This is a genomic window from Actinophytocola sp., assembly GCF_009379765.1.
GTDB lineage: Bacteria > Actinomycetota > Actinomycetes > Mycobacteriales > Pseudonocardiaceae > Actinophytocola.
Map to the genome: position 1 here is coordinate 15,653 of NZ_WHTD01000043.1, position 20,241 is coordinate 35,893.

The 20,241-nt window shown below is 69.7% G+C and carries 19 protein-coding genes; 11 read left to right on the forward strand and 8 right to left on the reverse strand.

The genetic code is table 11. From position 1 onward, the window contains the following. Nucleotides 1–2 precede the first annotated feature (2 nt). Both GEV28_RS15380 and glnA read right to left on the reverse strand, forming a co-directional pair. A complete protein-coding gene (locus tag GEV28_RS15380; protein WP_291412747.1) occupies nucleotides 3–671 on the reverse strand; it encodes a hypothetical protein in 669 nt (222 codons plus the stop codon). A gap of 581 nt (nucleotides 672–1,252) precedes the next feature. Then, nucleotides 1,253–2,677, reverse strand: coding sequence for a type I glutamate--ammonia ligase (glnA, locus tag GEV28_RS15385; protein ID WP_291412748.1), 1,425 nt, complete (start codon nucleotides 2,675–2,677; stop codon nucleotides 1,253–1,255). 163 nt (nucleotides 2,678–2,840) lie between these two features. Here glnA and GEV28_RS15390 point away from each other — a divergent pair, with 163 nt between their 5' ends. Then, nucleotides 2,841–3,326 (forward strand): RDD family protein, encoded by a 486-nt coding sequence (locus tag GEV28_RS15390; RefSeq protein WP_291412749.1) that lies wholly within the window; start codon nucleotides 2,841–2,843, stop codon nucleotides 3,324–3,326. A 36-nt stretch (nucleotides 3,327–3,362) separates the two neighbouring features. Here GEV28_RS15390 and GEV28_RS15395 read toward each other — a convergent pair whose 3' ends face one another. Further along, the gene (locus tag GEV28_RS15395) at nucleotides 3,363–4,097 is read right to left on the reverse strand and encodes a DUF4191 domain-containing protein (RefSeq protein WP_291412750.1); all 735 of its coding nucleotides are present in this window, start codon (nucleotides 4,095–4,097) and stop codon (nucleotides 3,363–3,365) included. 94 nt (nucleotides 4,098–4,191) lie between these two features. Here GEV28_RS15395 and GEV28_RS15400 point away from each other — a divergent pair, with 94 nt between their 5' ends. The 7 genes from GEV28_RS15400 (at nucleotide 4,192) to GEV28_RS15430 (ending at nucleotide 9,666) form a co-directional block, all read left to right on the forward strand. Next, complete coding sequence (locus tag GEV28_RS15400) at nucleotides 4,192–6,282, forward strand: ATP-dependent DNA helicase UvrD2 (RefSeq protein ID WP_291412751.1); 2,091 nt, start codon at nucleotides 4,192–4,194, stop codon at nucleotides 6,280–6,282. Nucleotides 6,283–6,405: 123 nt separating this feature from the next. Then, nucleotides 6,406–6,636, forward strand: a complete 231-nt coding sequence (locus GEV28_RS15405) for a hypothetical protein (protein ID WP_291412752.1) — start codon at nucleotides 6,406–6,408, stop codon at nucleotides 6,634–6,636. 129 nt (nucleotides 6,637–6,765) lie between these two features. Continuing rightward, on the forward strand, nucleotides 6,766–7,152 hold the full coding sequence (locus GEV28_RS15410; protein WP_291412753.1) for a WhiB family transcriptional regulator: 387 nt from the start codon (nucleotides 6,766–6,768) through the stop codon (nucleotides 7,150–7,152). 8 nt (nucleotides 7,153–7,160) lie between these two features. Further along, nucleotides 7,161–7,376, forward strand: a complete 216-nt coding sequence (locus tag GEV28_RS15415) for a hypothetical protein (protein ID WP_291412754.1) — start codon at nucleotides 7,161–7,163, stop codon at nucleotides 7,374–7,376. Nucleotides 7,377–8,197: 821 nt separating this feature from the next. Then, nucleotides 8,198–8,596: a DUF742 domain-containing protein gene (locus tag GEV28_RS15420; protein ID WP_291412755.1), complete on the forward strand. Its 399-nt coding sequence runs from the start codon at nucleotides 8,198–8,200 to the stop codon at nucleotides 8,594–8,596. Continuing rightward, entirely contained in the window at nucleotides 8,580–9,461 is an 882-nt protein-coding gene (locus tag GEV28_RS15425) for a trans-aconitate 2-methyltransferase (RefSeq protein WP_291412756.1), read from the forward strand. The genes GEV28_RS15420 and GEV28_RS15425 overlap by 17 nt, the downstream gene beginning before the upstream one ends. 16 nt (nucleotides 9,462–9,477) lie before the next feature. Further along, nucleotides 9,478–9,666, forward strand: coding sequence for a hypothetical protein (locus GEV28_RS15430; RefSeq protein WP_291412757.1), 189 nt, complete (start codon nucleotides 9,478–9,480; stop codon nucleotides 9,664–9,666). Between the two features lie 130 nt (nucleotides 9,667–9,796). On the opposite strand, the gene GEV28_RS15435 is transcribed toward GEV28_RS15430, so the two are convergent. From GEV28_RS15435 to GEV28_RS15445, 3 genes are all read right to left on the reverse strand, one after another. Continuing rightward, on the reverse strand, nucleotides 9,797–10,717 hold the full coding sequence (locus GEV28_RS15435) for a hypothetical protein (protein WP_291412758.1): 921 nt from the start codon (nucleotides 10,715–10,717) through the stop codon (nucleotides 9,797–9,799). A 101-nt stretch (nucleotides 10,718–10,818) separates the two neighbouring features. After that, nucleotides 10,819–12,123, reverse strand: a complete 1,305-nt coding sequence (locus GEV28_RS15440; protein ID WP_291412777.1) for an AarF/ABC1/UbiB kinase family protein — start codon at nucleotides 12,121–12,123, stop codon at nucleotides 10,819–10,821. Continuing rightward, nucleotides 12,113–13,228 (reverse strand): ThiF family adenylyltransferase, encoded by a 1,116-nt coding sequence (locus GEV28_RS15445; protein WP_291412759.1) that lies wholly within the window; start codon nucleotides 13,226–13,228, stop codon nucleotides 12,113–12,115. Before GEV28_RS15445 ends, GEV28_RS15440 begins: the two co-directional genes overlap by 11 nt. A gap of 122 nt (nucleotides 13,229–13,350) precedes the next feature. On the opposite strand from GEV28_RS15445, the gene GEV28_RS15450 reads away from it, so the two are divergent. Then, nucleotides 13,351–13,878 (forward strand): M48 family metallopeptidase, encoded by a 528-nt coding sequence (locus GEV28_RS15450; protein WP_291412760.1) that lies wholly within the window; start codon nucleotides 13,351–13,353, stop codon nucleotides 13,876–13,878. Between the two features lie 66 nt (nucleotides 13,879–13,944). Here GEV28_RS15450 and GEV28_RS15455 read toward each other — a convergent pair whose 3' ends face one another. Then, entirely contained in the window at nucleotides 13,945–15,288 is a 1,344-nt protein-coding gene (locus tag GEV28_RS15455) for a zinc-dependent metalloprotease (protein WP_291412761.1), read from the reverse strand. Nucleotides 15,289–15,368: 80 nt separating this feature from the next. On the opposite strand from GEV28_RS15455, the gene GEV28_RS15460 reads away from it, so the two are divergent. Next, on the forward strand, nucleotides 15,369–16,463 hold the full coding sequence (locus GEV28_RS15460; protein WP_367115107.1) for a PDZ domain-containing protein: 1,095 nt from the start codon (nucleotides 15,369–15,371) through the stop codon (nucleotides 16,461–16,463). Between the two features lie 9 nt (nucleotides 16,464–16,472). Here the strand turns inward: GEV28_RS15460 and GEV28_RS15465 are convergent, their stop codons facing one another. Further along, nucleotides 16,473–17,021: a PPA1309 family protein gene (locus GEV28_RS15465; protein WP_291412762.1), complete on the reverse strand. Its 549-nt coding sequence runs from the start codon at nucleotides 17,019–17,021 to the stop codon at nucleotides 16,473–16,475. Between the two features lie 146 nt (nucleotides 17,022–17,167). Here GEV28_RS15465 and GEV28_RS15470 point away from each other — a divergent pair, with 146 nt between their 5' ends. Continuing rightward, nucleotides 17,168–20,149 (forward strand): UPF0182 family protein, encoded by a 2,982-nt coding sequence (locus GEV28_RS15470; protein WP_291412763.1) that lies wholly within the window; start codon nucleotides 17,168–17,170, stop codon nucleotides 20,147–20,149. Nucleotides 20,150–20,241 lie beyond the last annotated feature (92 nt).

A 20,241-nucleotide genomic window follows, 5' to 3' on the forward strand; every position in this document is an offset into this window, starting at 1 on the left:
AGTCAGAACTCTGGATCGGCATCGCCATCGCATACGGCGCGGCGGCGGCGCAACACGTGTTCCACCCGATCATGCCGCCGTACATACTCCACGGCCGGCGGCGAGATGTACCCGATCAAGTCGAGGATCGTCCCGTGGTCGGCCTTGATGTGGCGCTGGTGGATCGGCTCGGCGTGCGATATCCGGTTGCGCAGCAACCTCATCGTGTCCAGCCGCCAATGCAGGTCGCGACGTCCGCCCGAGTAATTCGGGAACGCGTGCCGCAACGCGGGACGCCAAAGCGTGGTCTCGTAGTTACTGCCCTTGCCGAGCAATGCGATCCAGAACCCCAAGTGCAGCTCGGCGACCATCGCGTCAGGTACGGCCGGTTTGCCGTGCTTCGCCAACTTCGTGGCAGCGTCGGCGAGCAGTCCCTTGGCGACGTCGTGCAGATTGACCCGGCGGTCAAGCCACCAGTCGGATCGCCCTACCATCGCGGCGAGCCGCTCGTGCAACGCATTTCGCAGCACGACTTCGAGGCAACCCAGGGGACCATTGAGCGCAGCCGACACCTCGACATTCCAGGCGTACAGCCGGAACGCTTTGGCGACATCGCCATTGCAATGCTTGAGGTACGGCTCCATCCGCGCTGCCGAGAACGCCGCCAGGAGGCCCTCGAACTCCTCGTCCATGAAGACCCCCAGCTTCTGGTCGGGATGATGTACAGTGGTGGCGTAAGCCCCGGTGTCAGCCTCTGCTCAGCATGCTGCCCGGGGCGCCGCTTTTCTTGATGCGGCTCAGCGTCAGGGGACGAGCCCCGATCCATCGCCACTTCACTCTGTCATCAGAGTATCTGCGGAAGGCTTCACCCGTCAAGGTATGCTGATAAGGGCACTTCTCAGGTGCTGCTCCCTGTCGGTCGACGCGAGAGTGCGATCGCCTTGGTGACCGTGACCCAAGTAGTGCAACAAGGGGGCGACGCCCAGTTCACGCAGTTGTCCTACTTGTGCGCAGGCAGTGTCGAGGCAGTAACGGTCGTCTGTCACTGAACGTAGTCTCGGTGAGCGTGTTGGGAGCGGGCGCAAGTAGACCCGTTTCGGCTGTTCAGTGCGATGAGGGTTAGGTTTCGGACTCGTGCGGCGCAAGATGCGCGATGGGCCGCCAGCGCTCGGCTGGCGGCCCATCTCTTCATGTTGGGACGGCCTGTGGACGGCCTGGGAGAGCGGCCTGGCCAGCGTTTCCGCTGGTCATGCCGCTGAGTAGACTCTCAGGATCACACGTCGTAGTACAGGGCGAACTCGTACGGGTGCGGGCGCAGCCGCAGCGGGTCGATCTCGTTCTCGCGCTTGAAGTCGATCCACGTCTCGATCACGTCGGGGGTGAACACGCCACCCTCGAGCAGGAACTCGTGGTCGGCCTCGAGGTTGTCCAGCACGGCGTTCAGCGACGCCGGCACCGTGGCCACGTCCTTGGCCTCGTCGGGCGGCAGCTCGTAGAGGTCCTTGTCGATCGGCGTGGGCGGCTCGATCTTGTTCTTGATGCCGTCCATGCCGGCCATCACCATCGCCGAGAACGCCAGGTACGGGTTGCCCGACGAGTCGGGGCAGCGGAACTCGATGCGCTTGGCCTTCGCGTTGTCACCCGTGATCGGGATGCGCACGCACGCCGACCGGTTGCGCTGCGAGTACACGAGGTTCACCGGCGCCTCGAAGCCCGGCACGAGCCGGTGGTAGGAGTTCACCGTCGGGTTCGTGAACGCCAGCAGGCTCGGGGCGTGGTGCAGCAGCCCGCCGATGTAGTGCCGCGCGGAGTCCGACAGCCCGGCGTACCCGGACTCGTCGTAGAACAGCGGCTCGCCGTGCTTCCACAGCGACTGGTGGCAGTGCATGCCCGACCCGTTGTCACCGAAGAGCGGCTTGGGCATGAACGTCGCGGTCTTGCCGGCGGCCCACGCGGTGTTCTTCACGATGTACTTGAACAGCTGCAGGTCGTCCGCGGCGTGCAGCAGCGTGTTGAACTTGTAGTTGATCTCGGCCTGGCCGGCGGTGCCGACCTCGTGGTGCGCGCGCTCCACGGTGAAGCCGGAGTCGATCAGGTTCAGCGAGATCGCGGCACGCAGGTCGGCGAAGTGGTCCACCGGCGGCACCGGGAAGTAGCCGCTCTTGTACTTGGTCTTGTAGCCGCGGTTGCCGCCGACCTCGTCGGTGCCGGTGTTCCACCAGCCCTCGACGGAGTCGATCTCGTGGAAGGACCCGTTCTCCGCGCTGTCGAAGCGCACCGAGTCGAAGATGTAGAACTCGGCCTCGGGACCGAAGTACGCGCTGTCGGCGATGCCCGACTCGTTCAGGTATTCCTCGGCCTTGCGCGCGATGTTGCGCGGGTCGCGGCTGTACGCCTCGCGGGTCAGCGGGTCGTGCACGAAGAAGTTGATGTTGAGCGTCTTGTCGGCGCGGAACGGGTCGATCCGGGCGGTGGCCAGGTCGGGGAGCAGGAGCATGTCCGACTCGTGGATCTGCTGGAACCCGCGCACGGAGGAGCCGTCGAACGCCAGACCCTCGTCGATCGTGCCCTCGTCGAACGACTGAACCGGCACCGTGAAGTGCTGCATGATGCCCGGCAGGTCGCAGAACCGGACGTCGATGAACTTCACCTCTTCGTCGGAGATGAAACTCAGGACCTCGTCGGAAGTGTTGAACACGCTGGTTGGCTCCTTACCTCTTGCTCAGACGCTCGCGGCCAAGTTATGAGGGCGGTGTTGCCCGGCCATCACCCTCATGTTTCGCCGGTGTTAACGACGCGGTGTGAGCCCTTGAGCATGCCAGTGAGCAGCGCCGCGCGCACGTGGTCCTACTCTGGTGGACGTGAGTAGGTGGACCGGTTCGTGGTTGTCCGGGCCGAGCGCGGCGCACGATCCCGACGAGCACGCGACGCAGGCGTGGCCCGGTGAGCGGTTGGGGCTGCCGCCGGAGGGCCCCGGCTCGGTGGCCTCCCGCGGCGCGCGGCTGGTGGCGCTGCTCCTCGACTTCGTGATCGCTGGGTTGGTCACCAGCCTCTTCGTGCGGATGGACATCCAGTCACCGGAGGTCATGGGCCACTTCAACCGCTGGGCGATCGCGGTGTGGTTCCTGATCTCGGTCGGTGCGATCTCGCTGTTCGGGTTCACCGCGGGCATGGCGGCGCTCGGCATCCGCGCGGTGCGCCTCGACGGCACCGCGATGATCGGACCGATTCGCGCCATCCCGCGGGCGGTGCTCACCGCGATCATCATCCCGGCCGCGATCTGGGACGCCGACGGCAGAGGGCTGCACGACAAGGCAGCCGGAACCATCGTTCTGCGCGTCCGATAGACCCGCGCGCAGTGGTCGATCCGGTTCGGCCGGGTGTCAGCGGCGGCGCATGGCTCGCTGCACGCTGCGCATCTTGGCGCCCTGCGGCATCGGGCCCTTCGGGAGCTGCGTGCCGGCGCTGCGGGCGGCCAGTGCGGACATCCGCTTCTCCAGCGCGTCGATCTGCGCCGGCTTCAGGTTGTTGGGCAGCTTCATGATGCGCTGCTGCAGCCTGCGCAGCGGCACCTGGTTCTCGTCGTTGCCCACCACGAAGTCGTAGATCGGGGTGTCGCCGACGACCCGCGCCATCCGCTTCTTCTCCTGCGCGAGCAGCGTTTTCACCCGGTGCGGCGCACCCTCGGCGACCAGCACGACGCCGGGACGGCCCAGGACCCGGTGCACGAAGTCGCCCTGGGTGGTGCCGGCGACCGCGGACGTGACGCGCCAGCGCCCACGCATGTTGTCCAGCGCCCAGCCCGCCGCCCCCGGCTGGCCGTCGGCCTTGCCGTAGACGTTCTTCTGCACCCGGCGGCCGAACAGGATGACCGCCGCGAGCAGACCGAAGGCGATGCCCACCGGCAGGAGGAACCACTCGATGCCGACGATGAGGCCCACGCCGAACAACACGCCCGCGACCACCACGAACGCGCCCAGCATCAGCGGTAGGAGCGCCTTGTCCTCCTTGCGCTGCATGTTGAACGCCTGGAAGATCTGCGACCGCTTGGCCTTGGACGCCGCCTTCCGAGCCTTCTTCGCCTCGGTGGTCGCCGCCTTGTCCCGCTTCTGAGCCATAACCCCCAGGATACGGTGCCGCGCCGACGCCTGACTCAGGCCGCCGGCATGTCCCGCGCCGACGCCGTCGGTCGCTTCTGTCAGGATGCCTCCCATGGCTGGGTGGCGGGTGGAACCGGGGACACAGGAGAACGGACTTCTCGCCGAGCTCGACCCCGAGCAGCTCGCCGCGGTCCAGGCACCGCGAGGGCCCGTGTGCGTGCTCGCGGGCGCCGGCACCGGCAAGACCCGCACGATCGTGCATCGCATCGCGCAGCTCATCCACAACGGGCACGTCTCCGCGGGCCAGGTGCTCGCCGTGACGTTCACGGCGCGGGCCGCGGGCCAGCTGCGCACCCGGCTGCGCGGGCTCGGCGTGCACGGTGCCCAGGCCCGCACCTTCCACGCCGCCGCGCTGCGCCAGCTCCGCTACTTCTGGCCGCGAGTGGTCGGCGGCCCGCAGTGGGACCTGCTCGACAGCAAGCTGCGCGTGGTCAGCCAGGCCGCGCACCGGGCGGGCGCCGGCACCGAGTCGGAGGTGCTCCGCGACCTCGCCACCGAGATCGAGTGGGCCAAGGCGTCGATGGTCGCCCCGGACGACTACGCCGTGGCCGCAGGCAAGGCGCTGCGCCAGCCGCCGGCGCCGGTCGAGCTCGTGGCGAGCGTGTACCGGTGGTACGAGTCGTTCAAGACCAAGGCCAACCTGCTGGACTTCGACGACCTGCTGCTGCACACGGCCGCCGCGCTGGACGAGCACGCCGTGGTCGCCGAGGAGTTCCGCGACCGCTACCGCTGCTTCGTCGTCGACGAGTACCAGGACGTCACCCCGCTGCAGCAGCGCGTGCTGGACGCGTGGCTGGGGGATCGGGACGACCTGACCGTGGTCGGCGACGCGAACCAGACGATCTACTCCTTCGCGGGTGCGTCGCCGCGCCCGTTGCTCGGCTTCACCCGCCGGTTCCCCAACGCGACGGTCGTGCGGCTGGAGCGGGACTACCGGTCGACACCGGAGGTCGTGTCGCTCGCCAACCGGGTGATCGGTGCCGCGCGGGACCGGCCGGCCGGGTCGCGGCTGACGCTGGTCGGCCAGAGGGAGCCAGGGCCGCAGCCGACGTTCGCCGAGTACGACGACGAGCCTGCCGAGGCCGCCGCGGTCGCACGGCGGATCAGCGAGCTGCTCGACGCGGGCACGCCGGCCAGCGAGATCGCCGTGCTGTACCGGGTCAACGCGCAGTCGGAAACCTACGAGCAGGCGCTGTCCGAGCTGGACATCCCGTACCTGCTGCGTGGCGGCGAGCGGTTCTTCGCGCGGGCCGAGGTGCGCCAGGCCACGATCGCGCTGCGCACGGCCGCCTCGGCCGGGCCGACCGGTGAGCTGCCCAAGCTCGTGCGCGAGCTGCTCGAACCGCTCGGCCTCACCGCCGACCCACCGGCGGGCGGCGCGGCGCGCGAGCGGTGGGCGTCGCTGCTCGCGCTGGTCGAGCTGGCGGAGGAGCTGTCCGCCGCGGTCGAGGGAGCCGACCTCGCGCAGTACGTCGCCGAGCTCGACATGCGGGCCCGCGCTCAGCACCCGCCGACGGTCGAGGGCGTGACGCTCGCGTCGCTGCACGCGGCCAAGGGCCTGGAGTGGGACGCGGTGTTCCTCGTGGGGCTGGTCGAGGGCACAGTGCCGATCCAGCATGCGGACGGCAACGACGCGGCGGTCGAGGAGGAGCGGCGGCTGCTGTACGTCGGCGTGACCCGGGCGCGGAGGCACCTGTCGCTGTCCTGGGCGCTCGCCCGGGCCGACGGCGGGCGCCGGAACCGTCGGCGGAGCCGGTTTCTCTATGGGCTGATTCCCGAGGACCACCCGAGCGCGCGGACGGCGCGGTCCCGGCAGCAGCGGGACGGCTCGGCGGCCGCACCGCGGTGCCGGGTCTGTGGCGGACCGCTGCTCGACGCGGCGGCGGTGAAGCTCGGCCGGTGCGCGAGCTGCCCGGCCGATCTGGACGAAGAACTGCTGGCCAGGCTCAAGGAATGGCGGGCGAAGCGGGCCCGCGCGCTGAAGGTGCCGGCCTACGTCGTGTTCACCGACGCGACGCTGATGGCGATCGCCGAGCAGCGGCCGCTGGACACCGCGGGCCTGGTCGCGATCGCCGGTATCGGGGCGAGCAAACTGGACAAGTTCGGCACCGAGGTGCTCTCCTTGCTACGCACCAGCGGGTGACCCCGTAACAGTTCTCGAGGAAGTCCCGAAAAACCTGTTGCAAGGGTGTGCTGCGGGCTAATAGCCTGCATGTGCAGGGCAGAACTGCCCGAGAGATCTTCGGACGACTAAGGAGGTGGCCCGGTGAACGGAATCATGATCAGCCGCACCGCTGGCTACCCCATGCCCATGTCCGGGGCCACTGCTGTGTCGGTGATCAACCAGGCGAAGCCGTCGACGTTTGTCGGGCCGAAGCACGCCAAGCGTGAGCGGTTCAGCGCCGCTGCCGCCGTCAGGCTGATCGTCCGAACGCAGACCGCAATTGCCGATCTCCCGTGCGATATGTCCGCTACGACTTCTGAGCGAAGAACTTGACGCCCCGTCAAGTCGCCAGGCTCACGAAGGCCGCGGACCCGTACATCGGATCCGCGGCCTTCGTGTTTTTTCAGGTACACCAACGGAAAACCGCGAAACAGGTAGCAACGAGAACAGGAGTTCCAAGTCATGTCTACCGCGACTGTCCCACTGTCCAGTGGGGCACTTCCGGACCTGCTCAGACCTGGTGGGCTCGGCGTGAGCGACCTGCTCGACGTCGCCCCCTCGGCGGGGCTGGACCTCCCCTGCAGATCGGGCAGCAACCCCGACCTGTGGTTCGCCGACACTCCCGCCGATCTCGAGCGGGCGAAGGAGCTCTGCCTGGACTGCCCGGTCCGGACCGAGTGCCTCGCCGGCGCGCTGGCCCGGCAGGAGCCCTGGGGTGTGTGGGGCGGCGAGATCTTCGAGCGTGGCGCGGTCATCGCCCGCAAGCGGCCTCGGGGCCGTCCGCGCAAGGAGGACGTCGCTCGTGAGGCGGCCGAGCGTGCCGCCCGCGCCCAGGAGGCAGCCGCATGAACTCGACAGTGACCGACCCGATGACCGACCTGATGACCGACGTTCGCCCGAATGGGAGCAAGACAATGTTGATCTACGAAAATCTCGCGAGAGAACGAATGCGTGAGGCGGAACAGGCCGCGGAGCACGCCCGCCTGGTCCGCCGGTTGAGCTCGGCCCGACGCTGGGAACGGCTGTCGGCCTGGGCGGCCAGACGCGCCAAGCGCGCGAACGACCTCCTCTGAGCACGACCGGATCCTTCTCACAACCGCCCGTCACCCTCCTTGGGTGGCGGGCGGTTCGCCACTCCAGGGTTCGTTGTCGTGGGTCCATGTCCCGCGGCGAAGCGGGTGGCCGACGGCTTCGCCACGCCATGCACGGGCCCGCGGGGTCGGCGCACATCGCCGGCCGTGGGCTCGACCCGGATTCCCGGTGGTGTGTCGGCACGTGTCATGGCTGTGGAATGCGTCGGTAACGCGGACGTCACCGAACGCGACCGGATCGGTCGTAAGGTGTCGGGTTGGTTCGACCTCAGACCCGGGACTCTCAACGGGACGGCGCAGTGGCGACACGTGACGACGGCGGTTCGAGAAAGGCGTCATCCGGCGGTCGCCGGCGCCTGGCGAAGGCTCCACGAACGAGCGGTGTCGGCCGCACCGGTGCCCGGTTCCCGTCCGCCGCGACCGTCGGCGAGCCTGAGCCCGAGCCGGACATCGTGGCGTCGTCGGCGGACCTCGGCGCCGCCGAGGACGCCGCGGAGGACGCCGAGGTGGGTCGAACCGGTGCGCGTTTCGGGCCGTACTCGGTGCGCAAGCCCAAACGTGGCAAGCCTTCCGAGCCCGGGGCCCCCGCCCCCGCCCCTCCCTCCACCTCCTCCTCCGTTGTTGGCGCCGGCTCCGCGTTCGGGCGCGACGGGACCGGGCGGCCCACTCGTGGACCCGACCATCGTGTGCAGGGTTCAGACCTCGTTCGACGTGGTCCGGACCACGGTGGGTGGTCAGGCAGCCCTCGGCCGTCGCCTCGGGAGCGGGGGGCGTTGTCGATCGACCCGCACGGGGTGGCGCCGTTGGGCGGGACTCGGCCGGACGGTCGGCCGTCCGTCCCGGCGCACGCCGAGCGATCGGAGCTGCCCTGGGCGTCGGCCATCGTTCGGCCCTACGCGCACACCGGTGGTCGTACCCGGTCCAGCTATGACCTCGCCATGGAGGCATTGATCTCCACCAGCCGCTGGATCCCTCCCGAGGAGACCACGCCGCAACGCCGGATGATCATGGAGCTCTGCGCTCGGCCGAGGTCGGTCGCCGAGGTCGCCGCCCTGCTGTCGGTGCCGCTCGGCGTCGCGCGGGTTCTGCTCGGCGATCTCGCCACCGATGGCTCGGTCATCGGATGCATCGGGTGCTGGTCGGCCTTCGCCGCTTGTGATGCGCCGGCCCACTACCGTCGCGTCCATGGCGCACACACATGACGGCATCGACTGGACGGAACGACTCGCCGGGCTTCGGCGCGCCGACGAGCGGGACGCCGAGCCCAACCTGCGGACCGCGGAGCGGCTGGTCGACCTGGTGAGTTCTGGTGGGTCTCCTCCTGTCGTGATGGACATCGGCTCCGGTGCCGGTGGCATGAGCATCGCGTTCGCGACCGCGCTCGCCGCTCGCGGCGGCGGCAGAGTGGTGCTCGCCGACGCGGTGGACGTGCTGCTCTCGGCCGCGGTCGAGAGCACCCGGGCCGCGGCCGGCGACTCTGTACAGGTGGAGTCCGTGCACATCGACGCCGCCGACGAGAACCTGCCCGACGTGTTGCCCGCGGCCGACCTGGTGTGGGCGTCACGGGTGGTGCATCACCTCCCCGACCAACAAAAGGCCATCGACCGGCTGGCCCAGGTGTTGGCCCCTGGCGGATGGCTCGCGCTGAGCGAAGGCGGCCTGGCGACCCGATGCCTGCCGTGGGATCTCGGCATCGGCGAGCCAGGCCTCGGGAGCCGGCTGACCGCCGCTGGGGACGCCTGGTTCGTGCAGATGCGCGCGGAGATGCCGGGGTCCGTGTCGCTGCCGGTGGGGTGGACCAGCGCGCTTGCCGCCGCCGGCTTGGTGGACACCACGTCGTTCAGCTTTCTGATCGACCTGCCCGCCCCGGTGCCCGAGAAGGTCCGACTGTCCGTTGTGGACTGGTTGGCCTGGATGTCGGGGGTGGGCGAGGACGCCCTGAGCGAGTCGGATCGCCAGGTGGTGCAACGGTTGCTGGATCCGGACGACGAGGCATACGTCGCCAGGCGTGACGACGTGTTCGTGCTCGGCGCGTCGACAGTCCATCTTGGACGACGTGACGCGTGACGTAGGCTTGTGCGCCATGGCTGACAGGTCCCAGGAACCCCCGATATGTGAGCGCTGCGGCCGATCGCGCGCCGACGCGACACCGGCCGAAGCGCTGGCATGGAGCATGGAGAACGACCGGCGAGGGCAGCGGTGGACGTGCCCCGCTTGCGCTCGCCAGCATGTGCGGGACATCGAGGGAAAGCTGCCCACCGAGTATTGGTGACCATCACCCATCGCTGCCTCCGATCGGTTGTGGGGTAAGGGAAGGCCGACTCCCGAGCCGGTCCGCCGGCTCGGGGCAGATCCGTGGTTCGGGGCGGGATATTGGCGCGCGGTAGGCCCGGGGACGGTGGTTATCGCCGGTTGTGGTGGGGGTTCGTTGTCGCGTAGCCGAAGGCGGCGGCCAGGTCGGCGATCACCTTGTCCGGGTTCGTGCGTAGGTGGGTCGGGTTCGTGTGCATGACCGTGATGCCCAGCTCCGTCAACGCCATCGTGGTCGGCTCGTCCGTTGGGAGTGGGTGTTGTTGGGTGCCGAGGCTCCAGGCCAGACCGGCCTCCGGCCACCAGGCGTCGGCCATGCCCAGTACGGTGCCGTCGCGGGCGTGGAGTTGCACCTGCCAGCGCGGGGGCGGAAGGGGTGCCTGGCGCACGATCCGCTTCGCCAAGCCATGAGTCACCGGCACCACCTCGTGCTCCCGGCCGGCCAGTAAGGCCCGGATCGCGGCGCTGCCTCGCTGGTTGCCGGTGTTCAGCTCGACCCGCAGGTCCGCGATCGTGCACGCGCCCGACCGCACGGGTGCGAGGAGGAGGGTGGTCAGGCGATCCCGATCACGTTCGTGTCTGGCGGCGTCCAGGGTCGCGCGGACCAGGGGCGCCACCAACAGGCCGGTCCGGCGCACGGGCGGCGGCAGGCGGGTGGTTCGCTCGACCGTGAGGTAGTTCCGGCTGGCCAGGCGCCTACCGGACGGGATGAGGACCAGGACCTCCTCCGGCAACGGCACCGCGTGGCCGTGGGCGTGGACGGCATCAGGGCCGGTGAGGACCGCCTCCGGGCCGGCGTACAGCAAGGCCGCCCGGACGCGGTGTCGGCGCCTGGGAGGAGCGTTCGACAACAGCACGATCCCGGGCAGGATCCGCTGCCACGACCCCGACGGCCGGCACCTGGCGGCTATCGCGTGGTTGGACACCCCCGCCGCGCGGAGGTCGGCTATGCGCACGACATTGTCGAGCGCGGACTGGTGCGGGTCGGCGGGGGTGAGGGCGGTGCGGGTCATGCATTGATCGTCGGCCGGGGCGGAGGGAGAGTCGAGGGAGGGCAGCGGCCTGTGGACAACTCAGCGGTGCGAATGGTCCATTCGCACCGTGAGACCAGGGTCTACGTGCTGAAACCCGGCTGCCAGCGTTCGATAAGATCGCGGACCGGCAGTTCGGCGTCCAGCTGGCACAGAATGCCCGTCGACCCACCGAGCACCCGGTGCAACAGCAGGTACTGCGGCGGCAGGTTCAACGACCGCCCCGTCCGGAAGTCCTGGCTGCGCATGTTGCTCACCCGCATCGCCTGCTTCTGCATCCACCGCCGGGTGAAATGGAACGTCGGCCCCTTCAGCGGTTCCACGAACGGTGCCAGGTACGCGTACACGTGCTCGGCCTCCGGCTCCCGCACCCCGGGCAGCAGGAAGTGCTCCTCGCGCAGCAGTTGCAGCAGGTCACAGGACCGGCCGTCCAAAGCGAGCCGCATCATCCGACCGTGTGCCGGCGGAAGGCCGTCCGGCAGCTGCGCCACCGCACCGAAGTCGATCACGCACAGCCGGTCGTCCTCGGTGATCATGAAGTTGCCCGGATGCGGGTCCGAGTGCAGCATGCCGACGCGCGCGGGCGAGGAGTAGTGGAACTCGGCCAGCAGCAGGCCGGCCCGGTTGCGCTCGGCCCGCGTGCCGTCCCGGATGACCGACGCCAGGGGGCGACCGTCCACCCACTCGCTGATCAGGACCTTCGGTGAGCTGGCCACCACCCGCGGCACGATCACGTGCGGATCGCCGTCGAGTTCCTTGGCGAAGGCCCGCTGGTGCGCGGCCTCCGCGCGGTAGTCGAGCTCCTCGCTCATCCGGTCGGTGAGCTCCTGCAGCAGTGGCTTGACCTCGGTGCCCGGCACCAGCATCTGGAACAGCCGGCTGAACCGCTGCAGCTGCCGCAGGTCGGACATGAGTGCCTGGTCGGCCCCCGGATACTGCACCTTCACCGCGACCCGCCGGCCGTCGTGCCACACGGCCTGGTGGACCTGGCCGATGCTGGCCGCGGCCGCCGGCGTGTCGTCGAACGAGGAGAACCGCTCGCGCCACGACCGCCCGAGCTGCTCGGCGAGCACCCGGTGCATGGTCTGGCTGCTCATCGGTGGTGCCGCGGCCTGCAGCTTGGTGAGCGCCTCGCGATAGGGCTCCGCCATCTCGCTGGGCACCGCCGCCTCGAACACCGACAGCGCCTGGCCGAACTTCATGGCGCCGCCCTTGAGCTGCCCGAGGACGGCGAACAACTGCTCCGCCGTCTTGGCCGACAGCTCGGCGCTCACCTGCTCGGCGCTGTGTCCGACCAGGCGTTTCCCCCAGCCGCCGACCGCTCGGCCGGCCACTCCGAGCGGGATGCTGGCGAGCCGCGCGGTACGTGCCGCGGTCTTACGAGGCATCTCCGTCACAACTCGATTCTCTCAACTCCTCCATGGTGTCCGCAGCAACATTGGAGCAGCGCCCAGCGGCACCGCACGAACACGCAGGGTGTGCGGGCCACGCCCGATGCCGCACGCCGGCCGTGCCGAGGTCCAGCTCGACGCTGGCATCGCAGGTGGTCGGCGGGCCCGCGGAGCCCTTGAGCCAGCGCACCGCGTCCAGCACCTGACCGACCGCGAACGCGGCGGTGGCCTGGGTACTGGCCAGGTCCGCCGGCTGGATCTTGCCGGCCAGCTGCGCCGCGAGCTGCGGCCAGCACGCGTCGCGGTCGCATCGCTGCAGGTCGGCGCAGCGCAGGCAGCTGGTGAGACCGGGCACCACAAGTGGTCCGACGATGCCGATGCCGTCGCGCATCCGCACGTTCAGGTGCGGCACGCCCGCCGAGGTCAGGGCGCCGACCCGACCCGGCTCCGGCACCACCGCGTCCGTCAGTACCACCAGGTCGGGCCCGTTGTTGACGCTGAATCGGCTGGTCCGCACGCCGCCGTCGACCCGCTGCACGGCCTCCCGGGCCGCGATGGACCGGCGGCGCCCGACGTCGTCGGCCAGGTAGCCGGTGCCGGTGTCCTCCGGCCGCACCGTGCCCGTGGCCAGCACGTGCACCCAGCCGACCCCCGCCCCGGCCAGCAGTGCGGCGAGCGACACGCCCAGTCTGCCGTCGCCCTCCACGGCCACCGCGAGCCCGCGCCGAGCCGCTGGGCTGCCACCGTGATCGGGACCCCGACCCGCGTCGACGGCGACCCGCATGGCGGCCGCCGACTGGTCGCCGGCGAGCCGGCCGGGCAGCGGGCCCGCCGACCTGGACGCGTCCTCGACCAGGCCTCGAGCGGTGAGCGCGTGCAGCAGCTCACGCAGCGTCGACCCGTGCTCGCCGAGCCCGGCCACCAGCTCGTCGGCGCCGTGCTGGCCGGAAAGCTGCTGGACTGCGGCCACGACGGGCTCGGGAAGCCCGGAGACGACCGCGGCCAGCCGCGGGTCGAGGCCGATCTGGATCTCGTCGGACCGGCGGCGTAGCACCGGAAGGCCGGGGATCACGCGCGGCCGCCTCGGCAGTGTTGCTTCCATGCCTCCAGGCTCCTCGCCGACGGGCCGGCGGCGAAATCGTTATCCACAGGCTGCCCAGGTGGCGGCTATTTCACAGAGCTCGGTCCTCCCGAAGTGTCGGTGCTTGGTCGTAAGTTGGGATCGTGGCCGAACCCCGCGTCGAGGTACGTCGCAGCAAGCGGCGCACCCGCACCGTCACCGCGTATCGCGAAGGCGACACGCTGGTCGTGCTGATCCCTGCCCGGCTGTCGAAGGCCGAGGAGGCGCACTGGGTCGCTGAGATGCAGCGGAAGCTGTTACGCGGCGAGGCCAAGCGCCGGCCGCCCGCCAAGACCTCCGACGCCACGCTGCTGCGCCGGTGTCAGGAGCTGTCCGACAGACATCTGAACGGCCGGGCGGAGCCGGCCAGCGTGCGCTGGGTCGCGCCGATGCGCACCCGGTGGGCGTCGTGCACGCCGACCGACGGGTCCATCCGGGTCAGCGAGCACCTGCGCGAGGTGCCCACCTGGGTGCTTGACTACGTGCTCGTGCACGAGCTCGCCCACCTGCTGGTGCCCTCGCACAACGCCCGGTTCTGGGACCTCGTGCGCGACTACCCGCGCACCGACCGGGCCATCGGTTACCTCGAGGGCCTCTCCGCGGCGGCCGGCTGGGGCATGACCGAGGACTGACGACAACGGATCGGCCCGGCAGGCGCCATGCCTGGCCGGGCCGATCGCGAGTGTTGGACTCGCGGGTCAGTCGGTGTCGGTGTCGGGGTCGTTCTGGGCGCGTTCGGCCTGCTCGGTGCGCTCGATCGCCGCGATGGGGTCGTCGATGGGGTCGCCCTCCGTGCCCGACGTGCCCAGGCGGTCGGCGAAGTCCATCGGCTCGTCGAGATCCTCGGCCGTCGGCACCAGGTCGGGATGCGCCCACACGCTGTCCCGCACCTCGATGCCGTGCCGGTCGCCGACCACGCGCCACAGCGCGGCCGCGGCCCGCAGCCGGCGCGGCCGCAGCTCCAGGCCCACGAGCGTGGCGAACGTCTGCTCGGCCGGGCCGCCGCTGGCCCGCCGGCGGCGCAGCGTCTCGCGCATCGCGTCGGCACCGGGCAGCCGCTCGGCCACCGCGTCGCCCACCACCACGTCGACCCAGCCCTCCACCAGCGCGAGCAGTGTCTCGAGCCGGTTGAGCGCGGCTTGCTGCTCCGGGGTGGTCTGCGGCTCGAGCATGCCCGACTTCATCGCCTCTTCGATCGACGCCGGGTTGGCCGGGTCGACCTGCGTGGCCAGCTGCTCGAGTGCGGCGGTGTCCACCCGGATGCCGCTGGCGAACTCCTCGACCGTGGCCAGCAGCCGCTGGCGCAGCCACGGGACGTGCGCGAACAGCCGCTGGTGGGCGGCCTCGCGGGCGGCGAGGAACACCATCACCTCGCTGCTCGGCCGCTCGAGGCCCTTGGTGAACTCCTCGATGTTGGCCGGCAGCAGCGCGGCCGTGGCCGGCGGGCCGAGCGGCAGGCCGATGTCGGTGGAGGTGAGCACCTCGGAGGCGAGCTGGGCGAGCGCGTTGCCCAGCTGTGAGCCGAACGCCATGCCACCCATCTGGCCGACCATCGACAGCAGCGGCCCGGCCGCCTGCTTGGCCTCCGCGGGCAGCGCCTCGACCCATGCGCCGGACACCCGGCGAGCCACCGGGTCGCACAGCCGCTGCCAGGTGGGCAGCGTGTGCTCGACCCAGTCCCGGGCGGTCCACGACTTCGCGCTGGTGGCCCCGGCCGGCAGCGTGGTCACCGGGTCCAGCCACATCTCCGCCAGATGCACGGCGTCGCGCACAGCGCTCACCGAGTCGGTGGGCGGGCCGAAGCCGGGCTGGCCGGCCAGCTTCTGCAGGGCGATCTGCTTGGCCAGGTCGTAGTTGACCGGACCGGAGGAGCTGCCGGCCTGGCTGAGCATCTGGCCGAGCTGGCTGAGCATCTGGCCGAGCTGGTTGAAGGCCTCGGCCGGGTTCTCCTGCCCGCCGCCCTGCTCGGCCGGGTCGTTCTTGCCACTCCGGTCGGGGTCGTTCGGGTCAGGCGGCCCGAAGCCAAAGGGAAACTCGGTCATATGTCCACGGTACGCGGGACCGCCACGCCAGTAACGCGCGGTGATTCGCTTCCCGAGAACACGCCGTACTCTCTTGCGTCGTGAGTGACTCCCCAGCCCCAGTGATCGACGACCGCGACTCGACGGGCGCCTGGCGAATGACCAGGCGCGGCTGGACGATCGTGTTCAGCTTCGCGATAGCCGCGATCCTCGGTCTCCTCGGCGGGCTCGTCCGGGTGCCGTACGTCTCGATCGGCCCCGGCCCCACCTACGACACGCTGGGCAGCGTCGACGACCAGGTCGTCATCCAGGTCGCGGGGGAGAAGACCTACGAGACCAGCGGTCAGCTGCGGATGACCACGGTCTCGGTCAGCGACGACGTCAGCTTGTTCGGCGCGCTCGGCCTGTGGCTGTCGGGCCAGCACGCGCTCATGCCGCGCGAGGAGTACTTCGGCCCCGGGCAGTCCGAGGAGGACCTGCGGCGGGAGAACACGAAGATGTTCCAGGACTCGCAGAGCGACGCCGAGGTGGCCGCGCTGCGGTACCTGGACTACCCGGTGAAGGTCGTCGCGCAGGAGGTCACCCGGGACGCGCCGGCCGACAAGGTCCTCGAGCCGGGTGACCAGCTGGTCAGGGTCAACGAGCACGACATCAAGGTCCAGGAGGACGTCCGGGACGCGCTGCAGGGCACCAAGCCGGGGGAGACGGTCGAGATCACCTTCCAGCCCGACGGCCAGGCCGAGCAGACCAAGACGGTCGAGCTCGGCAAGGCGTCCGACTTCGGCTCCGACGACCGCAAGGAGGGCTTCCTCGGCCTGCTGCCGGCGGACCGCGCGGACGTGACCTTCGAGACGACCATCCACCTCGAGGATGTCGGCGGCCCGTCCGCCGGGCTGATCTTCGCGCTGGCCATCGTCGACAAGCTCACACCCGGTGAGCTGGAGGACGGCCAGACCGTCGCGGGCACCGGCGAGATCGACGTCAAGGGCAACATCGGCCTGATCGGCGGCATCTCCTTCAAGCTCGTCGCCGCCCGCGACGCGGGCGCCACGACGTTCCTCGTACCCGAGGGCAACTGCGCCGAGGCCAAGGCCAACGTGCCGGACGGGCTGCGGCTCGTGAAGGTCGACACGCTCGCCTCGGCCGTGCAGGCGCTCGAGGACCTCGACGCCGGCAAGAACCCGCCCAGCTGCTGACCTGGCCGCTCAGCGGAGGGTCTCGAGCAGCGCGTCGGTGAGGTTCGGCGCGAGCTCCGGGTGTTCGACGATCTGATCGCCGTCGCCGTCCCCCTCGCCGTCCCCTGTGCCCTCGCCGCGCAGCCGCAGCACGCACGCCGCCGTGCCGTCGCGCAGCACCGCGGCCACCAGCCGGGCCTCCCGCCGGTGCGGGTGCTCGGCGGCGATCCGGCGCATCGTCGCCGAGTCGCCGGTGTCCTCGCCGGGCGGCAGGGCGGCCTCGGCCGTGGGCGGCAGCACCACGATCTCCTGCGCGAGCGCGCACCCAGCTACCGCGTCCGGCCACATGATGCCGGCGAGCGCGTCGCCGAGGTCCTCGCTCGGCAGCGCGTCCTGCGCGACCGGGGTCAGCGGCGCCGCCTGGTCGACCTGGCCGGCCAGGTCGGGTTCCCGTTCGACCAGCTCGGCTGTCGGGACCAGGGCGAACAGTTGGGGCGGCTGGTCCCACCCCGCGGTGGCGACGAAATCCTCGACCTCGCGGGCGACGGCGGACAGTTGCTGGGCATGGCTGGCGGGCATGCCCACCATCCTCACCTATCCTCGCTCTCGACCATTTCGACCTACCCGAACGGGAACCAGACAGGGCCGGATTAGAGTTGGACATCTAGGACAGCTCTGTTGCCGTCCGCTCGGACCTCGTTGAACGCGATTCAGGAGAGTGCACCGTGGCCACACGGCCCCCGATCGGGATGCCAAAACTTTCCCGACGCGCCAAGATTCTGCTCAGCATCGCGGGTGCGCTCATCCTCGTGTTGCTGGTCGGAGCCAGGCTGCTCGACACGTACGTCGACTGGCTGTGGTACGGCGAGGTCGGCTTCCAGTCGGTCTTCAGCAAGATGCTGCTGACCAGAGTCATCCTGTTCTTCGCCATAGCCGCGTTCGTCGGCGGACTGCTGGCGGTGAGCCTCACCGTCGCCTACCGCAGCCGGCCGGTGTTCGTGCCGGTGTCCGGCGCGGACGACCCGCTGGCGCGGTACCGGTCCACCATCGTGCAGCGGGTGCGGCTGTTCGGCATCGGCATCCCGCTGGTGGTCGGCCTCATCGCGGGCGCCACCGGGCAGTCGGACTGGCAGCCGGTGCAGCTGATGCTCAACGGCACCGCGTTCGGCACCACGGACCCCGAGTTCGGCAAGGACCTCGGGTTCTACGCGTTCACCCTGCCGTTCATCAGCTGGCTCACCACGTGGCTGTACGCGGCCGTGATCATCGCGTTGATCGGCGCGGTCGTCACCCACTACGTGTTCGGCGGCATCCGGCTCGGCCAGAAGGGCGAGAACTTCTCGGTCCCGGCACGCGTGCAGCTGTCGGTCACCGCGGGCGTGTTCGTCGTGATCCTCGCGATCGACTACTTCTTCGACCGCTACGAGCTTCTCTTCTCCACCCGCAACGACCTGTTCGACGGCGCCACGTACACAGACCTCAACGCGGTGCTCCCGGCCAAGCTCATCCTGATGTTCATCGCCGGGTTCTGTGCGGTGGCGTTCTTCGTCGGCGCGTTCGTGCGCAACCTTCAGCTACCCGCGATCGCGATCGTGCTGCTGATCCTGTCCAGCATCCTGGTCGGCTGGGCTTGGCCGGCCGTGCTCGAACAGTTCTCCGTCCGGCCGAACGCCGCGGAGAAGGAAGCGAAATCGATCGACCGGAACATCGCGGCCACCAAGGACGCGTTCGGGCTCACCGACGACAAGGTGGAGATCCAGGACTACGCCGGTGTGACCACGGCCGAACCGCAGCAGATCCGCGACGACAAGGGAACCATCCCGAACGTCCGGCTGCTCGACCCGAGCATCCTGTCCCGGACCTTCACCCAGCGCGAGGGCGGCGAGAACTTCTACGGCTTCCCCGAGAAGCTCGATGTGGACCGCTACGAGGTCGACGGCAAGCTGCAGGACTACGTGGTCGCGGCCCGCGAGCTCGATCCGAACCGGCTGGTGGACAACCAGACCTCGTGGATCAACCAGCACCTGGTCTACACCCACGGCAACGGTTTCGTCGCCGCGCCGGCGAACAAGATCAACCGTGCCTTGGGGGAGGGCGAGTCCAGCGGCGAGGGCGGCTATCCGGTGTTCACGGTGAGCGACCTGGACGCGATCAACGCGGACCGCGAGATGGACATCCCGGTCAAGGAACCGCGCATCTACTACGGTGAGCTGGCCACCGACTACGCGATCGTGAACGCACGCGGCGAGTTCGACACGGCCAGCGACCAGGACTACAGCTACCAGGGCAAGGGCGGTGTGCCCGTCGACGGCTGGTTCAACCGGTTGGTCTTCTTCGCCCACTACGGCGAGCGGAACATCCTGTTCAACGGGGACATCAAGGACGGCTCGAAGATCATGTACAACCGTGATCCTCGGGAGCGGGTGTCCAAGGTGGCCCCGTGGCTGACCGTCGACGGCGACCCGTACCCGGCGGTGGTCGACGGTCGCATCCAGTGGATCGTCGACGGCTACACGACCCTGGAGAACTACCCGTACGCGCAGCGCACGGCGCTCGGCGAGGCCACTGCGGACACGCTGAGCGGGGTGGCGCGGCAGGACAACCGCACGATCAGCTACATCCGCAACTCGGTCAAGGCCACCGTGGACGCGTTCGACGGCACGGTGACCCTGCACGCGATCGACGAGAAGGACCCGGTGCTCAAGGCGTGGGAGCAGGTGTTCCCCGGCACGGTCAAGCACGGCGACATCGCCGACTCGCTGCGCGAGCACTTCCGGTACCCGGAGGACCTGTTCAAGGTGCAGCGCGAGCTGCTCGCGAACTACCACGTGGACAACTCCAGTCAGTTCTACTCGACCCAGACCTTCTGGGACGTGCCGCCGGACCCGAACAGCGCGAACAACGAGGCAGGCGCCACCGCGCCCAACCAGCCGCCGTACTACGTGCTGGCCCAGGCGCCCGGGCAGGCGCAGCCGACGTTCCAGATCACCAGCGCGCTGACGTTGCTCAACAGGCAGTTCCTCGCGGCGTGGGTGTCGGTGTCGTCCGATCCCGGGGACTACGGAAAGTTCCGGGTGCTCCGACTACCCACCGAGGACCAACCCAAGGGCCCGGTCCAAGTGCAGAACGAGTTCGAGACCACCGATCAGGTGACCGAGAACCGGACCCTGTTCAACAACCCGAACGTCAACGTCAAGTACGGGAACCTGCTGACATTGCCGGTCGCGGACGGGTTGCTCTACGTCGAGCCGATCTACATCGAGCAGAAGGACGAGAACGCCTTCCCACAGCTCGCCCGGGTGCTGGTGTACTTCGGCGGCAAGGTCGGCTTCAAGCCGACTCTCGAGGGCGCCTTGAACGACGTCTTCGGCGAGGGCAGTACCAGCGGGACACCGAACGAGGCCGAGCAGCCGCCGTCCACGTCTTCGCCGCCGTCGACCACGCAACCACCGGACACCGGTGGCGGCGGGACGTCGCCGGAGCTGAGCCAGGCGGTGCAGGACATCGCTAGCGCGCTCGCCGCGTTGAAGGAGGCGCGGCAGAGCAACGACTTCGCCGCGGAAGGCCAGGCACTGGCCGACCTCGACAAGGCGGCGAAGGCGTACGAGGCGGCCCAAGCCACCGCGGGCGGCAACAGCGGTGGCGGTGACGGCAACGGTTCCGGACAGACCAGCTCGTCGCCCCCACCAGGCAACGGCGGCGGCTGACCTCCGCCTCTGACGGACCGAGAACGGCCCCCGATCGATTCGGGGGCCGTTCTCATTGGTACGGCTGGGAAGCCGTCTCAACGGTCTTGCGC

Excerpts from the sequence above, each read along its gene's own strand:
- GEV28_RS15380 (WP_291412747.1), bottom strand. The coding sequence starts at position 671 with ATGGACGAGGAGTTCGAGGGCCTCCTGGCGGCGTTCTCGGCAGCGCGG.
- GEV28_RS15445 (WP_291412759.1), bottom strand. The coding sequence starts at position 13,228 with ATGGAAGCAACACTGCCGAGGCGGCCGCGCGTGATCCCCGGCCTTCCG.
- GEV28_RS15465 (WP_291412762.1), bottom strand. The coding sequence starts at position 17,021 with ATGCCCGCCAGCCATGCCCAGCAACTGTCCGCCGTCGCCCGCGAGGTC.
- GEV28_RS15410 (WP_291412753.1), top strand. The coding sequence starts at position 6,766 with ATGTCTACCGCGACTGTCCCACTGTCCAGTGGGGCACTTCCGGACCTG.
- GEV28_RS15440 (WP_291412777.1), bottom strand. The coding sequence starts at position 12,123 with ATGCCTCGTAAGACCGCGGCACGTACCGCGCGGCTCGCCAGCATCCCG.
- GEV28_RS15395 (WP_291412750.1), bottom strand. The coding sequence starts at position 4,097 with ATGGCTCAGAAGCGGGACAAGGCGGCGACCACCGAGGCGAAGAAGGCT.
- GEV28_RS15400 (WP_291412751.1), top strand. The coding sequence starts at position 4,192 with ATGGCTGGGTGGCGGGTGGAACCGGGGACACAGGAGAACGGACTTCTC.
- GEV28_RS15430 (WP_291412757.1), top strand. The coding sequence starts at position 9,478 with ATGGCTGACAGGTCCCAGGAACCCCCGATATGTGAGCGCTGCGGCCGA.
- GEV28_RS15455 (WP_291412761.1), bottom strand. The coding sequence starts at position 15,288 with ATGACCGAGTTTCCCTTTGGCTTCGGGCCGCCTGACCCGAACGACCCC.
- GEV28_RS15435 (WP_291412758.1), bottom strand. The coding sequence starts at position 10,717 with ATGACCCGCACCGCCCTCACCCCCGCCGACCCGCACCAGTCCGCGCTC.
- GEV28_RS15425 (WP_291412756.1), top strand. The coding sequence starts at position 8,580 with ATGGCGCACACACATGACGGCATCGACTGGACGGAACGACTCGCCGGG.